The sequence below is a fragment of the Pseudoblastomonas marina genome (assembly GCF_034374265.1).
Lineage (GTDB): Bacteria > Pseudomonadota > Alphaproteobacteria > Sphingomonadales > Sphingomonadaceae > Alteriqipengyuania_A > Alteriqipengyuania_A marina.
This window is the reverse complement of record NZ_CP139718.1, coordinates 2,141,136-2,156,477: the sequence shown is the minus strand read 5'-3', so window position 1 is coordinate 2,156,477 and position 15,342 is coordinate 2,141,136. Positions and strand designations below refer to the sequence as shown.

The window sequence follows — 15,342 nt, the reverse complement described above, 5'->3', positions numbered from 1 at the left end:
TAGCGGCCGGTCCGCGCCAAAACAGGGAGATATCAATGTCGTCGACAATTCGCACACTTTCCGTCCTTCTAACCGGGGCAGCATTTGCAGGTGCCGCTCCTCCTCTTTTCGCCCAAGACAGTCCAGGCGACCAGGCACAAGATGACGCTGCCGAGGTTGGCGATACGGCTTTGGACGAAGAGAGTTCTGCGATCGTTGTCACGGGAACGCGAATCCGAGGTGCACGGGTCGTAGGTGAAGTCATCGAGCTTGATCGCGAGACGATCGTCGAGACGGGCCAGGTGGACCTCGGCGAAGCGATCCGCAGCCTACCCCAGAATTTCTCTGGCGGTCAGAACCCTGGGGTTGGTTCGGGCGGCGGCATCGGCAACGAAAATGTAAATTCAGCATCGACTCCCAATCTGCGCGGGCTCGGGCCCGATGCGACGCTGACATTGCTCAACGGTCATCGCCTTCCATACAACTCGGCGTCCCAGGGCGTCGACATCTCCGCCATTCCGCTCGCCATTGTCGACCGGCTCGAGGTCGTCCCAGATGGAGCTTCGGCGCTCTATGGCTCGGACGCGGTTGGCGGCGTTGTGAACGTCATCCTGCGCCGCGACTTTGAGGGCGTGACAACCTCGGCCCAGATTGGAGCGAGCACCGATGGAGGCAACTTTCGCCAACAGGCCGACATAGTCGCAGGGACAATCTGGAACAGTGGCGGCTTCGTCTTCGCCTACGACTTCGCGAACAATTCCGGGATTGAGGCGAGGGAGCGCGCCTATGCAGGATCACTGCTACCGGAAACCCTGCTTTATCCCTCAAACCGGCGCCACGCCGTAACATTTTCGGCGCACCAGAGCTTGTTAGAAGGCGTGGAGGCCAATCTCGACGCGCTGTATTCGTATCGCGAATCAACCACCATTGATGGCACGCCGGCCCAGCGCATTCGGCGTGAGCCCGACCTCGAGACCTTTTCCGTAGCGCCGTCGCTGCAGTTCGACCTTGGGCCGAGTTGGAAGGCCAATCTCGTGGGTGTCTTCGGGCGCGATCGAACCCGCTTCCAGACCAGTTTCATTCCAGAGACAGGTCCGGCGCGCGTCTCTACGGGAAGCTACCTGCATCAGATCACCTCGCTGGAAATGGGTGCGGAAGGCCCGGTCGTCACTCTTCCCGGCGGCGAGACGCGCTTAGCTGTCGGCATCGGATTTCGTAACAATCGACTCGAGTACTCTCTGGAAAGCGCGATCCTCAATGCGCAATTCGATGCAACGCAACGGGCACGCTTCGCCTATGCGGAACTGTATGTTCCATTCGTGTCGGGTCGGAACGCCGTCGATGGAATCGAGCAGCTAACGCTATCCGCTGCAGTTCGCTACGAAGACTATCCCGGACTCGACCAGCTCGCCACCCCGCGCCTTGGGATTACCTATTCGCCAGGTGGTGATCTGATGTTCAGAGCGAGTTGGGCACGCTCGTTCAAGGCTCCCACGCTTTACCAGCAAAACATCTTTTCTCAGGCCATTCTGGTGCCTGCTGCGGCGTTCGGAGCGGGCACCGGCTCCGACACTGTGTTTCTGAGCGGGGGCGGCAATCCCAACCTCCGTCCCGAGCGCGCCCGAAGCTGGACGGCGGGAGTCGAGTTCCAGCCTGCAGCGGTCCGAGGATTGACCGCCTCCGCGACTTGGTATGATATCCGCTATGACAACCGCGTCGTTGCGCCGATCGCTGGATCGATCGCAGCTGCTATCAACAATCCGGGATATGCCAGCCTCATCGATTTTTCACCTGATCCGGCCGATTTGGCCGAACTCATCACGGGTGCCCAGTTCGGATTGGAGAACTTCACAGGCCGCCCGTTCGATCCTGCAGACGTTGTCGTTCTGTTCGACAACAGGAACATTAATGTCGCGGCGTGGAGCGTCGAAGGGCTGGATGCCAGGATTGCTTGGAACCGCGATCTCGGGAATGACCGCTCGATAGGATTGGATCTCAACGGCAGCTGGTTGCGCAGCAGGCAAACCATCACATCCGAACTACCTGAAGTCCAGCTTGCCGGTACGACTTTCAACCCGCCCCGCTACCGCGCGCGTGGAGCAGCAAGATATCGGGCAGGCCGCCTTACCGCCAATGCGGCAGTCAGTTATATCGGTGCGCTCGTCGACAGACGGCTTGCAACCGTGCAGCGGCTGTCACCAAGCGCAACTGTCGATCTTGGCATGCACTATGCGGTCATTCGGGGAGACGGCCGTGATCCCGGTCTCGAGTTCTCGTTGACCATTCAAAACCTGTTTAACGATAAGCCGGACGTGATCGGCCAAACCGGTCCCAACACAACACCCTACGATTCAACCAACTATTCTCCCATCGGGCGCTTCATCGCGTTTGGCGTGAGGAGGCATTGGTAATGACTGCGCTCTTTGCCCTAGCGCTCAGCCTGACGATCGTGCCTACAGCTGACGATCCGCCATCGGCCGAAGATCCGTGTGATGCACTGCACGTCGCCCCGGAAGCGGCAAATGCGGAGTTAGGTGAGTGGACAGTGGACGGACAAGTCCGGATTGCGGATATTGGCGCACCGGTCGGAACTCCCAATCGAAGTGTATTTGGTATCTCGCCTGACGACAGCCAAATCGCCTTCACCGTCCGTCGCGCAATTCCCGAGACGAATACCTATTGCCAAAGACTGCTGGTCGCGCCGTTGAGCGGCGAAGGTTCTCCAATCGAGGTGGCGCGCGGCGGGGAATTCATTCGCGACGATTTCCGGCTTCGCGACTTCACCGCGATACTGGCCGGTTGGCCTAGGACGAGCGCGCCGCGATGGTCGCCGGATGGCATGCGGATTGCGTATCTGAGGAGAGAAGCCGGTTCGACACAGGTTTGGTTGGCCAGCCCAACCGGGCAAACGGGTGCGGTCCGAGCAACCAATCTGGCCGACGATGTCGACGATTTCGCCTGGGCTCAGGACGGAATGGGTCTCATTGTCAGCACAAGACCTGCAATTCGCCTCGCCGCCGCGGCAATCGCCAGCGAAGGCACACGCGGATTTCTCTTCGACGCGCGGTTTGCGCCGCAGGCAGCCGACCGACCGATACCGACCGGTCATGCCGATCCGGTCTATACATGGGTTTCGCTTCGGGACGGGTCATCGCGACCTGCAACCGAAATGGAGCAGGTGCTTATTGCCCCGCCGCGACCGGCAGCGATACCGGACAACGCACGAAATGTTCGATCAGGAGAGGGCGGGTTTTCGGCCTGGCTCGAAGCAGAGTTCCCCGAGCGTCTCCTCAGCCCGACGCGGCTGGTTCTGGCCGCTCCGGACGGCAGCCGAAAAGTCTGCCCTGTCACGCAATGCGACGGCATGCGAAAACTGTTCTGGTCGGCCTCGGAGCGCGCCCTTTTCCTCGTCCAGCGTACTGGATGGGCGGACAGCCAGACGGCGTTGTTGCGCTGGGATCCCCGCGATGCTGCGCCTCGCCAAGTCCTGATTTCCGATGATGTGTTCATGGGGTGCGCCCCTCATGCCAACGAACTTATTTGCGGGCGTGAGGGCAGCACACAGCCCCGCCGATTAGTGGCGCTCGACATGCGAACGGGATCGGAACGACTGATCCACGATCCAAACCCGCAGCTCGAGAACATGGAGTATGGCTCCGTCCAGCGTTTCCGCTTCCGCCTGGCAAGCGGTGTCGAGAGTTTCGCCGACCTTGTCCTGCCGCCCACTCATCAACCTGGCGAACTACATCCCCTGATCGTGGTGCAGTACCGGAGCCGGGGTTTCCTTCGCGGAGGAACCGGGGACGAAGTTCCAATCCAGCCTCTCGCCGCACGCGGATTCGCCGTCCTCAGTTTCGACCGGCCCGATTTCCCGCCAGAGGCGTATCTGGCGACAACCGAAGCAGAAATACGGACATTGAGCGAAGATGACTGGGCGGACCGGCGCCAGGTGCAGGAAGCACTAGAGCTCGCTGTACGACGCGCCATCGAGACTGGTGCGGTCGATCCATCGCGCATGGGGATCAGCGGATTCAGTGATGGCGGATCGACCGTCCAGTGGGCGCTGATCAATTCGGACCTTTTCCAGGTCGCTTCGATGGGATCGTGCTGCGAGGATCTCTACTCCTTCGCCCTCGCTGCAGGGCCACGGTTTACCGAGTATTTGCGGGACATGGGTTATCGCTATTTCGAGCCCGGCGCCGAAACATTCTGGGAGCCCATGTCGCTCATACTCAATGTGGACCGGATCGATGTCCCGATTTTAATCCAGGCAGGAGACAGTGAGTACGAAGGCAGCCTCGATGTCGTTGAAACCTTCTCGCATAACAATAAGCCGATCGAACTCTACGTGTTCCCCGATGAGTCTCATGTCAAATGGCAATCGTCGCATCGTCTGGCGATGTACGAGCGCGTCGCCGAATGGTTCGAGTTCTGGCTAATGGGCAGGCTGAACTGCGATCCTTCAAGAGAAGCGCAGTACGCCCGCTGGAGCGCCATGGAGGGTGCGCCGCCCACACGCGACCTTCGCTGCCATGCTGAACCATTAGCGGGTCCATGAGCGAGCCCAATTCTCGGCTTCGAGCAGGTCAAGTATGCGACCGAACATGCTGTTGTCGTCTCGTTCATCAGTGCGCAGCGCGGCTTCCACGGCATGGCGGTCGATTACCCCGTTCGCGGCGAGCAACCCATCCAGCAAGCGCTCCGCGATCGAATTTCGGTTCAGGGCGAATATTTGCCTTACGAAGCTGTCGGGTCCGGCCTTCGATGTTCTGGCCAGCACGGCAGGCGGCAATTCCTGTGCGAATGCCGCCCGGGCCAAAGCGCGGTTCCTGCCGCCGTGTGCCCATATCCAGGTCGGAACACCGAGACAAAATTCCATGAGCGGCTGACTCATTAGTGGCGAAAATCGAGGCAGGCCGGCGGCCAGTCCATGAATGTGGTTCTGTGCCCGCATGATCAGGACCATATGGTCACGTTTTCCCGAACCTGAGATCCCTAGAGGACTCAGCCAGGGCACGAGTGGCTCGCTGTACGCAGCGTCAGTTCCCCAGGTAAGCAGACTCGCATCGACCGGCCAGCTTTCCCTCGTTCCCTTACCAAGCCGCCTGCGAAGAACTGCGGCGATCATGGTGGGGACCGAGCATCCGGTGATATGGCACATGTCAATCAGGGAGCGCAGCACGCCTGTCCCCAGACCCTCCGCTGCCAGCCGGTCGGCTACCGGCGCAGAGGAATGGAGGAAACAGAACAGATTGTCGCCTCCGTTGCCATCGTAGATGACCGAGGCGCCGAGGTCCGCCATCGCATCGACAAGCAAGGTGTCAAGAATGTGCTGGAATGAGCGTCGGGCCGGTCGCGGCAACCCCCGGGAGGAAGATCTCGAAGGATCGTCAAACGCCGGGTCGTATATCCGCTCGACACACCGAACCCCGAACCATTCCGCCACGCGATTGGCGTATATCCGCTCGTCGCCGGACGGATCCGAAGTGGCGAGAGTAACGCAATCGAAGCGTTCGCCCGAATAGGCCAGAGCAGCGCAAATGAATGACGAATCGACGCCGCCCGATGCCGCTACGCTTGCTCTTCCAAACATGCCGCTCCAGCTTTGCAGCACTGCAGCGCCGAGCTCCTTCAGTTGCGCGGCGTAATCCATGAATGCCGGGATCGGCATTCGTGGGAGAAAGTCGGTTGCATGCCATATCCTACGGATCTGCAAACCCTGGCGCGCGAGTAAATGCAGCGATCCAGGCGCGAGTTCGTCAATTCCCTCAAGACACGTTTTCCGGTGGCGTTGTTCAGGCCGTAGCAGGTGCGCGTGCAGCGCCGGGTACGAAACCGGCGTCTCCAATCCTGCCGCTTCCGCAATCAGGAGCGGATCACTGGTCAGTATGACGTGCTCCGATGTGGAGAGAAGGTAAACGGGCAAGAGTCCGGAAGGATCGACCAGCACACCGATTGGTCCATTGCTCCAATCGCCTAGGATGGCGACATATCCACCCCAGACGTTGGCGGCGAGATGCTTGGCGGCCTCCTCGGCTATGGCCGGAGCCAACCCGAGTTGCTCGGCGGCGCGCACGCGGCGATATGTCGTTCGGGAAAAAGCGATCCCGATCAGGCAGCACTGTCGGTTCAGGAAATGGCAGGGCGTTTCGCTGTCACACCACAAGGCCGCGACATCGGAACAAACCTGACCCGGGGTTGCAACGATTGACGGCAAGATTTGGCCGTTCGCGCCATGAGGAACCGCAAGAACAAAACGTAGCGGTCTCATACGACAAGAATTGGTTCATAGCGGAGCACTTCTTCGACACTGTCGTTAAGGACCGTGTCTCGGTGCTGCGTCCAGCAGTGTGCTGCAAAAGGGGGTGAATGGACGCCGATGACGATCCGCGCCCGGTCGCCATATGCGGCAAGACAAGTCGCGAGAGCGATGGAGCGCGAAAGACACCGGTCCGCAGCGGTGCGCAACAATCGTGCATCCTCAAAAGCCCCGATACACCTGCGTCCCTTCTCACTGATCTCGAATTGGCTTTCCGACCTGGATTCGACAACGCTCCGCAATTGGGAAAGGACCAGCGCCAAAGAGTGTTTCGCGAGTCGCGCTTCAACGCGGCGTTGCAACCAAAGCGCTCTCGCGACTGCGGGCAGACTAAAGGTATGCTCGGCGATTGCCGGGCTCGATTGTTCTGGGACGGTCCAGTCCGCAGGCCGGGCGAAGCTGCTCGGTTGGTGCCATTGCTTCTCGGGATACCGGCCAAGTTTTTCGAGACATCTGCGATTTTCGTCATCCGACAACCGAAAGTAACGATCGTTGGAAACATCGAGAAATAGGAGCTGGCCATCCAAAATGCGCCACGCCAGTCCTTCGCGGTGGAGATCCATCGATTAGGAGCCCGAATCGGCGGGTCGCGCGGCAGGATTGCGCCGCACGGCCCGCCGAGGACCTATTCGTCGAGCAGGCCCGGGCTGTTGGCCAATTGCCCGCCGCTGGCGTCGATGTAGAAACCGACGGCGCCCTTGGTCTCAACCGAGGCCTTGCCGAGGTCAATAACCTCATTCTGGTTATGGTCGAACTCCTTCATGATTCACTCCTGTGGTTGGTATCGCGACTCGGACGTCGCAAGTGGAGAGTGAGCGCGGAGCGGAATTCAGACCAACTTATAATGGAATTATAAATACAGTGTGGTCGAAGATGCGACCGGGTGATGGAAACACCCGTTGGCGAGTGTATCGACACTTTTAGCTTTTCGCCTGGACATGCGTGTCGCCACCCGGTCGCTGGGAACATGCGTTCCCTACTTCACGATAAGGCCAATCATGCACGCGGAAACAGCGCAATTCTACCTATTGGCGCATTTCTTATCTAATCGTGGCCAAGAGGAACCAGAAAAAGTCCGGACATTGTCAGAACTTATCGACTTGAGGATGCATGCGTTCTTCTGCGTGCCTTGGCAAAATCCCGGTCACTTGCAACGAAGCGCTCGATCATTGGCGGGATGAGAACTTCGGGCACTGGCGCATCCTCGTGGACCCCGCCATTGAGCACGGTCCCATATTCAATCAGCCGGCGATGGAGCCGGGCAGGGATTTCGATCGTCAGCTTTACGGGCTTGCCATCGGTGATGTCGGAGAGTTTGAGCCGGGTCATGCTCCAGCCTCCAGCACAATATCGCGCGTCACCAGCACCCGCACGGGAAAGCCGGGGCGGATCGTCAGCGTGGGGCGGATATCGAGCTCGCGTGCAACCACCTGCTCGCCCGCGCGATTGATGCTGTCCTGGCTGCCGCGGCGAACGGCGCGGATCAGATCATCATCTCCGCCTGCGCCGAGTTCGCCGCCAATCCCGAGCAATGTGGAAACGAGCGCCGCCTTGACGACACCGCCCCAATGGTAATCGACGCCGTCTTCCAGTCCGGCATAGCCCGACGGATCGGCGACTGGCTGACGATCCAGCACAATCGAGCGACCATCGGGCAGGACGAGCCTGTTCCACGCCAGCAGCACCCGGCGTTGCCCGAACCCGACATCGGATTCGTACTCACCGATCAGGCGCGCACCCTGCGGGATCAGAAGGTGCCGCCCGGTCAGGCTGTCATAGACATTCTCGGTCACCTGCGCGGTCACGAGGCCGGGCTGGTCTGAGCGGATGCCGGTGATCAGCGCTGCCGGAATGATCGACCCGGCCTGAAGCAGCGCGCCAGATGGCACCGCCTCAAGCCGCTGCACGGACGCTGTCCGCGTGTCGGCAGGCCGCTGGAGAAAACTTGCCCGCGCGGTCGAGACGGAAGGCTGAACTGGTGCTGGGGGTTGCGGCCCAGCACCCGAAGCTGCCGGACCGGAACTGGCAGCTGGTGTCCCGCCGCCGAAAAACAGGCGACTGCCGCGCGCCGCCTCGCGTTCCTGTTCCAGGCGTTCGCGCTCTATCTCTTCAGGGCTCGGCGCCGCCCGCTGTGGCGGAACTGGAGGCGGCGCGCCGACAGGGGGCAGCGCGGCAATAGCACCGCGATCCTGCGCTTCGAGGATCGGTTGACCCAGATCGCCCGGCAGCGGTGGCCCTAACCTCGGAACTTGGGAATAGTCCGCCGGAGCTGCGGCAAGTCCGTCTGCCACAGCGATCCCGTCAGTGTTGACCAGCTCTTCGACGCCGTCCTGCGAAGGCGGCTGCAGGGCATAGAGCAATATACCCCCAAGCACGGTCAGACCCGCGGCGCTGGCAATGCCAATAGCCTTGCGCGACAGCCTGACGACGCGCGGTCCTTCCCCGCGCAATCGAACGATACTTTCGGCATCGGGTGGCGGCTCGGTCTTGCTTTCCTCGTTCACGACCGGCCCCGCTTGCGGTTTTCAATCTTCACCCGGACCTGTCTGCGACCGGCACCGAGGCGCAGTTCGGCTTTGTGGAAGAGGCGGTCGACGATGAGATAGCGCCCTGATACCCGGTAATTGACCAGCTCGGCTGCGCCACCGGCGCCCACCACGAAGAATGGCGGCATTTCGCCTTGGGCGATGTCGGGAGGAAACTCGACCAGGGTCCGCTGTCCGTCGTCGAAGACGCGCACGGGCCGCCAATCGGGCTCATCACCCGAGATGCGGTAATCGAAATTGAGCGCCTCCAGAGTGAACCCCTCGGTGACCGGTGCGGCTCGTGCCGCTCGCTCTTCTTCGCGGCGCAGCGCGATCAGTTCGTCTGCCGGATAGGACCAGCTGACCGAGGCCATATAGATGTTCGGGTTGGCGCGCAGTTCGATGTGGTAGGTGCGGCGGTCGGTATTGATGACCAGATTGGTGGCGATATCGGGCCGCGTCGGTTTGATGAGGATATGGACCCGCTGCGTCGCTCCCGAGCCGCTCAGCGTGTCGCCAATCATCCAGCGCACTGTATCACCCGCAGCGACCGGTCCGGGGCCAACCAGCGTTTCGCCTTCCTGCAAGGCGATGTCGGTTACCTGCCCGGGTTTGGCGTAGACCTGGAACAATGCACCTTCGCGATAGGCATAGCGCTGGATGGCATTATCGAACCCTGCATTGTCCGGTTCGATCCTGGCGGCCTCATTCGCCGCCCCCACATGGCTCTGAGGACTAGGGGCGGGGTCAGAGGCAGGGGAGCGGCGCGCGGCAGTTGGGGAGGCCTGCCGCGATGGGGGAGTGTCTTGGGCGGATGCCTGAAAAAATCGGGATGCATCGGCGAAGTCGAAAGCGGCGATCGCCCGCGATGCGGCCTGTGCCTGCGGCGCAGGCGTCGCGACTGCCGGCGACCCGGCAAAAAGCAGAACGCCCGCTGCGAGCAGCGCCGGACGGGAAAATGCAAGTAGGTGGGTCATCAGCCAAGCTCCTTTGACCAGTTGATCGATGTGACGAAGATCCCGAGCGGATTGCTGGTGAGCGCGTCGGGTGTCCTGGGAGGCTGGACGGCAATGCCGAGAATGGCGGTCCAGCGAGTGGTTTCGGCGAGCGCGCCGTCGCGATAGCGCCGCTCGACCCAGGCCACGCGGAAGCTGCGCGGCGAAGCGCGGATCACGCTGGTGACATCGACCGCCACCTGTTCGCGGCCGATTGCCGCGAACGGGTCGTTGGCCCGCGCATAATCGTTGAGCGCCAAGGCACCCTTGTCGCTGGCGAACTGGTAGGCTCTGAGCCAGTTCTCGCGCACCACAATTGGATCGTCGGGGATAGCGCGGACATGCTCGATAAACCGCGCGAGGTGAAAGGCGATCTGCGGATCTGTAGGTGCGAACTCCGCATTGGCGGGCGCGACGCTACGCGCTTCGCCAAGCTTGTCGACCTCGACCACCCAGGGCACGATGGTGCCGCGCGCATTCTGCCACACAAGCCCGCCTGTCAGCACGGCGGATAGGCCTAGCGCACCGAAAAAGGCGTAGCGCCAGCTCTTTGCCTGGACGCGCGCGGAACCGATGCGCTCGTCCCAGACCTGCGCCGCGCGCTGGTAGGGCGTCTCTGCTTGAGGCGTCTTTGCGTACCGGATCGAAGGCCGTTTGAACATTGTAAAGCTAATCCTTCTCTTTGGTGTCGATGGAAGCGCCTGCGCCGGAGCCGTCGCCGGCACGCACGGTGTGCGCGGCAAGCGAGGCCGAATGGCCCAGGCTCTGCCTGTGCTGCATGGACCGCGCCCAGGCCGGCGGGCCGTTTGTCTGTTCCGGATCCGGTGACGAAGCACCGTGAGCGGGCACGATGCGCCCACCCATATTCCCGACCGACGCTCGTGCGCCGTCGCGGAAATTGCTCCTGGCGCTGTCTGCCGCCTTGCGCAGCGGCGACATTGCAGCTCCCCCTGCTGCGCGGCCAACACCCGCCATTCCGCCTGCAACTGCGGCGCCGCCGCTCTTGCCCGCCGAACCGGTCGCATAGGCCATGGTCGCACCTCCGGCGGCGCGCGAGGTGCCTCGCGCGACGGAAGAGGCAGCACTGGCGACCGCGCCGCCAGCGAGCTTGGCACCGGCCACGCCGCCAACCGCAGCGCCGCCTGCAAGAAGCGCGGTGCCCGCGGCAGCGCCTGCGCCGAGCTGCGGACCGCCCGCGACTATGCCATTGGCGATCCCCGGCCCGAAAATGCCGAGACCGAGCAGGGTGAGGCTGGCGAGCACGATGGCCAGCGCATCCTCGATGGTGGGCTCGCCGGGGATGGCGCCGGTGAACTCGGCGAAGAGCGTCGAACCGATGCCGATGATGACGGCAAGAACGAGAACCTTGATCCCCGACGAGACCACATTGCCGAGCACGCGTTCGGCGAGGAAAGCGGTCTTGCCGAACAGCCCAAAGGGAATGAGCACGAAACCCGCCAAGGTCGTCAGCTTGAACTCGATAAGGGTGACGAACAGCTGGATGGAGAGAATGAAGAAGGCGATGATGACAATCGCCCAGGCGACTAGCAGGATGATGATCTGCAGAAAATTCTCGAAGAAGCCGACATAGCCCATCAAATCGGCAATCGATTCGAGGAGCGGCCAGGCGGCATCGATGCCGACCTGCGCCACCCTTCCCGGCTGCAAAAGATCGCCCGCGCCGAGCCCCGAACCGCTCGCCTTGAGGCCAAGCCCGGCGAAACTGTTGAACACGATATTGGCGAGCGCGCTCCAGTTGCCGATGATGTAGGCAAAGATCCCGACAAAGAGCGTCTTCTTGATCAGCCGGGCGATGATGTCGTCGTTCGCGCCCCAGCTCCAGAAGAGAGCGGCGAGCGTGACATCGATCACGATCAGCGTGGTCGCGATGAACGCCACTTCGCCCGAAAGCAGCCCGAAGCCGCTGTCGATATATTGAGAAAAGATCGCGAGGAAGCGATCGACGACGCCGGTGCCGCCCATGTCAATCCTCCCCTCGCGCTTCGCTGGGCGAGGAGCCAGGCAGCGTCCGATCGCCGATCCCGGAATAAGCCTCGGGGTGATCGACGCCGAAGAAGCGGCGGCGCTTCTCGGCCCAGGCGGCGCGGCAATCGGGCGAGGACAGCGCCAGTTCGCCCATTTGAGCGCAAACCCTCAGCTGAGCCGGCAGCGGATCGCCGTCGGGCACCCATATGTGCCGGTCGACTTGCCGCACCGGCGCGGGCTCCTCGCGCAGCTGTACGATCGTCATCGCGATGGCGAGACCGACGAATACAGCGGCGCCGATGCGCGCGAGGAGCTTGGTGTCCATCGCTGATCAGTCCGATCCGCCGGGCAGATAGCGCGGACGAATAGCGAGAAACCGCCTCAGCTGTTCGCGCGCCTGCGCCTTGGCCGCCGCGCGTTCGGCCGCATCGAGCGCCTGCGCCCTGCCAGTAGCGGCGAGCGTTGCGGTCAGGTCGGCCAGCTGGCGGGCCTGCAATGCCAGCAGCTGGTTGCCAGCCTGTGCTGCCTGCAAGGCACCCGTGGCGGACTGGCTCGCCGAAACGAGGCTGCCGAGCGCTTCGCGCGACCCTTCGATATTGGCAACTGTGCCCGCCTGGACCTTGAGGGCATCTTCGAAGGCCGCCACGCTGTTTTGCCAGCGCGCCTCGGCGCCGTCGACCATCGCCCGCTGCGAGGCACCGAGGGGAACGTTCTTGTAATGCTGTTCGAAAGCGCCCTCGATGGTGCGGACATCGTAGGCGATGCGCTGGGCTTCGTTCAGCAGTTGTTGGGTCTGCCGGATCTGGTCCTGCAGGGGCTGCACGATCGTCAGCGGCAGGCTCTGAAGGTTCTTCGCCTCGTTGATGAGCGACGTCGCCTGGTTCTGCAGCATGCGGATCTGGTTGTTGATCTGCTCAAGCGTGCGAGCGGCAGTCAGCACGTTCTGCGCGTAATTGGACGGATCGTAAACGATCCCGCCGAACTGGGCGTGTGCAGGCGTTGATACCAAGGCGCTCGTACTCGCCATGGCGAGCGCGGTGCCCATGGCGATGCTGCGGACGATTTTTCGAGAGGTCATTTCAGGTCTCCTTCTGGTGGGTTTGGGGGATCGGAAGAGTGCGCATTGTTGCCGAGTAATTCGGCGGCCCAGTGGAGGCCGCGATGTCTCAGCCAGTGGGCGGCAAAACCGCTACGGCCATGCTCTTCGACGGTGCGGGACATGGCGAGCTGGTCGCTCTTGGAAGAGGCGGCGGTAAAAGCGAGCGCCACCTCGCCAAGGCCCAGTTCGAACAGACGATTACCGCGAGAGGACTGACAGTAATAATCGCGCTTGGCCGTCGCCCGGCTGAGGATTTCAATCTGGCGGTCGTTCAGTCCGAAGCGGCGATAGATGCCCAAAATCTGGGGCTCGACCGCCCGGTCATTGGGCAGGAAGATGCGCGTCGGGCAGCTTTCGATAATCGCGGGCGCGATCGCCGAGGTCTCGATATCGGCAAGGCTCTGGGTAGCGAAAACGACGCTCGCATTCTTCTTGCGCAGGGTCTTGAGCCATTCGCGCAATTGCGCGGCGAAGGCCGGACTGTCGAGCACCAGCCAGCCTTCATCGATAATGATGAGTGTGGGCGAGCCATCGAGGCGGCCTTCGATTCTGTGAAACAGATAGGACAGCACGGCAGGCGCAGCCGCCGATCCGGTCAGCCCTTCGGTCTCGAAGGCCTGGAAACTCGCTTCGCCCAGCCGTTCGCTTTCGGCATCGAGCAGCCGTCCGAACGGCCCACCGACGCAGTAGGGGGCAAGCGCCTGCTTCAATGCCTGTGCTTGCAAAAGAACAGCGAGCCCGGTGAGCGTGCGTTCGGCGACCGGCGCGCTCGCCAGCGAGCTCAGCGCCGACCACAGATGGTCCTTGGTCTCCGGATCGACTGTGACGCCCTCCGCAGCGAGGATCGCCTGGAGCCATTCTGAGGCCCAGTTGCGCTCCGCCGGCTCATCGATCCGCGCCAGCGGTTGCAGCAGGACCGCCTCGTCGCTGTCCTCGGAAAGACTCGATCCCAGATCCTGCCAATCGCCGCCGCAGGCGAGCGCGGCCGCACGGATCGAGCCGCCGAAATCGAAAGCGAAGATCTGCGACCCGGCATAGCGGCGGAATTGCATCGCCATCATGGCCAGCAACACCGACTTGCCCGCCCCGGTAGGGCCGACGACGAGGCTGTGCCCGACGTCGCCAACATGAAGCGCAAAGCGAAACGGGGTGGAGCCTTCGGTCTTCGCATAAAACAGCGGCGGCGCATCGAAATGCGCGTCGCGTTCGGGTCCGGCCCAAACCGCCGAAAGCGGCATCATATGCGCGAGGTTCAGGGTTGAGACCGGAGGCTGGCGGACATTGGCATAGACATGGCCGGGCAGCGATCCGAGCCAGGCCTCGATCGCGTTCATGCCTTCGGTCACGCAGGTAAAATCGCGCCCCTGGATGACCTTCTCGACGAGCCGCAGTTTCTCGGCGGCAAGCGCCGGATCCTCGTCCCACACCGTAACGGTCGCGGTGACCAGCGCGAGCCCGACATGGTCGGCGCCCAGCTCCTGTAGCGCGGCATCGGCATCCTCGGCCTTGTTGGCGGCATCGCTGTCGACCAGCACCGAGGCCTCGTTGGTCATCACTTCCTTGAGGATCGCGGCGACCGATTTGCGCTTGGCGAACCACTGGCGGCGGATTTTCGAGAGCAGCTTCGTCGCGTCGGATTTGTCGAGCATGATTGCCCGCGTCGACCAGCGATAAGCGAAGCCCTGCGCATTGAGTTCGTCGAGCAGGCCGGGAAAGGTCGCGCTCGGAAAGCCGATCACGGTCAGTGTGCGCAGATGGGCCGCACCCAGGCGCGGTTCGAGACCACCGGTGAGCGGCTCGTCGGCAAGCAGCGCGTCGAGATGCATCGGGGTTTCGGGAACGCGTACATCTTGCATCCGCGTCGAGATGCAGCTGTGAAGATAACTCAGCGTCTCGCCATCATCGAGCCATTGGACCTCCGGAAAGAACCCTTCGAACAGGCGCAGCAGCCGGTCGGTCCGATCGGCGAAGCCCTCGAGAAGCTCGCGCGGATCGATGCCCTTCTCGGCCTTGCCTTCGTAGAGCCAGCTCTCAGCCCGTGCGGCATCCTCGGCAGGCGGCATCCACAGCAGGGTCAGATAATAGCTGCTCTCGAAATGCGCGCCCTCTTCTGCGAACTGCGCAGCGCGCTCACGCTCGACCAGCGCCGAAGCCGGATCGGGAAAGGCGCAGGCCGGATAATCCAGTGCCGGGCGGCGTACCGCCTCGACGAAGATCGACCAGCCCGAGCCAAGCCTGCGTAGCGCGCTGTTCAGGCGCGCGGTCGTTGCAACCAGTTCGGAAGGGGTCGCGCTGTCGAGATCAGGCCCGCGAAAGCGAGCCGTCCGCTGGAAACTGCCGTCCTTGTTGAGCACGACGCCGGGTGCGACGAGCGCCGCCCAAGGGAGGAAGTCTGCAAGCCGGTCGGCCTTGCTTCGATATTCGCGCAAGCTCAGCATG

The 15,342-nt window shown here is 62.4% G+C and carries 13 protein-coding genes; 2 read left to right on the top strand and 11 right to left on the bottom strand.

The window, feature by feature from the left end; all coding sequences use genetic code 11:
- The first annotated feature begins 35 nt into the window (after window positions 1–35).
- Window positions 36–2,390: a TonB-dependent receptor plug domain-containing protein gene (locus T8S45_RS10600; RefSeq protein ID WP_322293712.1), complete on the top strand. Its 2,355-nt coding sequence runs from the start codon at window positions 36–38 to the stop codon at window positions 2,388–2,390.
- The gene (locus T8S45_RS10595) at window positions 2,390–4,537 is read left to right on the top strand and encodes an Atxe2 family lasso peptide isopeptidase (protein ID WP_322293711.1); all 2,148 of its coding nucleotides are present in this window, start codon (window positions 2,390–2,392) and stop codon (window positions 4,535–4,537) included. The genes T8S45_RS10600 and T8S45_RS10595 overlap by 1 nt, the downstream gene beginning before the upstream one ends.
- Here T8S45_RS10595 and T8S45_RS10590 read toward each other — a convergent pair.
- From T8S45_RS10590 to trbE, 11 genes are all read right to left on the bottom strand, one after another.
- A complete protein-coding gene (locus tag T8S45_RS10590) occupies window positions 4,523–6,250 on the bottom strand; it encodes an asparagine synthase-related protein (RefSeq protein WP_322293710.1) in 1,728 nt (575 codons plus the stop codon). The two genes, T8S45_RS10595 and T8S45_RS10590, sit on opposite strands and share 15 nt — an antisense overlap.
- A complete protein-coding gene (locus T8S45_RS14200) occupies window positions 6,247–6,861 on the bottom strand; it encodes a lasso peptide biosynthesis B2 protein (RefSeq protein ID WP_407654897.1) in 615 nt (204 codons plus the stop codon). The genes T8S45_RS10590 and T8S45_RS14200 overlap by 4 nt, the downstream gene beginning before the upstream one ends.
- Window positions 6,862–6,923: 62 nt before the next feature.
- Window positions 6,924–7,061 carry a benenodin family lasso peptide gene (locus T8S45_RS10580; protein ID WP_010240188.1) on the bottom strand — a complete coding sequence of 46 codons (138 nt, stop codon included), beginning with the start codon at window positions 7,059–7,061 and terminating at the stop codon, window positions 6,924–6,926.
- A 329-nt stretch (window positions 7,062–7,390) separates the two neighbouring features.
- Window positions 7,391–7,627, bottom strand: a complete 237-nt coding sequence (locus tag T8S45_RS10575) for a DUF2274 domain-containing protein (protein ID WP_322293708.1) — start codon at window positions 7,625–7,627, stop codon at window positions 7,391–7,393.
- Window positions 7,624–8,802 (bottom strand): TraB/TrbI/VirB10 family type IV secretion system protein, encoded by a 1,179-nt coding sequence (locus tag T8S45_RS10570; protein ID WP_322293707.1) that lies wholly within the window; start codon window positions 8,800–8,802, stop codon window positions 7,624–7,626. Before T8S45_RS10570 ends, T8S45_RS10575 begins: the two co-directional genes overlap by 4 nt.
- On the bottom strand, window positions 8,799–9,800 hold the full coding sequence (gene trbG, locus T8S45_RS10565; protein WP_322293706.1) for a P-type conjugative transfer protein TrbG: 1,002 nt from the start codon (window positions 9,798–9,800) through the stop codon (window positions 8,799–8,801). Before trbG ends, T8S45_RS10570 begins: the two co-directional genes overlap by 4 nt.
- Window positions 9,800–10,480, bottom strand: coding sequence for a conjugal transfer protein TrbF (trbF, locus tag T8S45_RS10560; RefSeq protein WP_322293705.1), 681 nt, complete (start codon window positions 10,478–10,480; stop codon window positions 9,800–9,802). The genes trbG and trbF overlap by 1 nt, the downstream gene beginning before the upstream one ends.
- A 7-nt stretch (window positions 10,481–10,487) precedes the next feature.
- Window positions 10,488–11,801, bottom strand: a complete 1,314-nt coding sequence (gene trbL, locus T8S45_RS10555; protein ID WP_322293704.1) for a P-type conjugative transfer protein TrbL — start codon at window positions 11,799–11,801, stop codon at window positions 10,488–10,490.
- Window position 11,802: 1 nt separating this feature from the next.
- Window positions 11,803–12,129: a putative entry exclusion protein TrbK-alt gene (trbK-alt, locus tag T8S45_RS10550; protein ID WP_322293703.1), complete on the bottom strand. Its 327-nt coding sequence runs from the start codon at window positions 12,127–12,129 to the stop codon at window positions 11,803–11,805.
- A 6-nt stretch (window positions 12,130–12,135) separates the two neighbouring features.
- Entirely contained in the window at window positions 12,136–12,882 is a 747-nt protein-coding gene (trbJ, locus tag T8S45_RS10545; protein WP_407654896.1) for a P-type conjugative transfer protein TrbJ, read from the bottom strand.
- On the bottom strand, window positions 12,879–15,341 hold the full coding sequence (gene trbE / locus T8S45_RS10540; RefSeq protein ID WP_322293702.1) for a conjugal transfer protein TrbE: 2,463 nt from the start codon (window positions 15,339–15,341) through the stop codon (window positions 12,879–12,881). The genes trbJ and trbE overlap by 4 nt, the downstream gene beginning before the upstream one ends.
- Window position 15,342 lies beyond the last annotated feature (1 nt).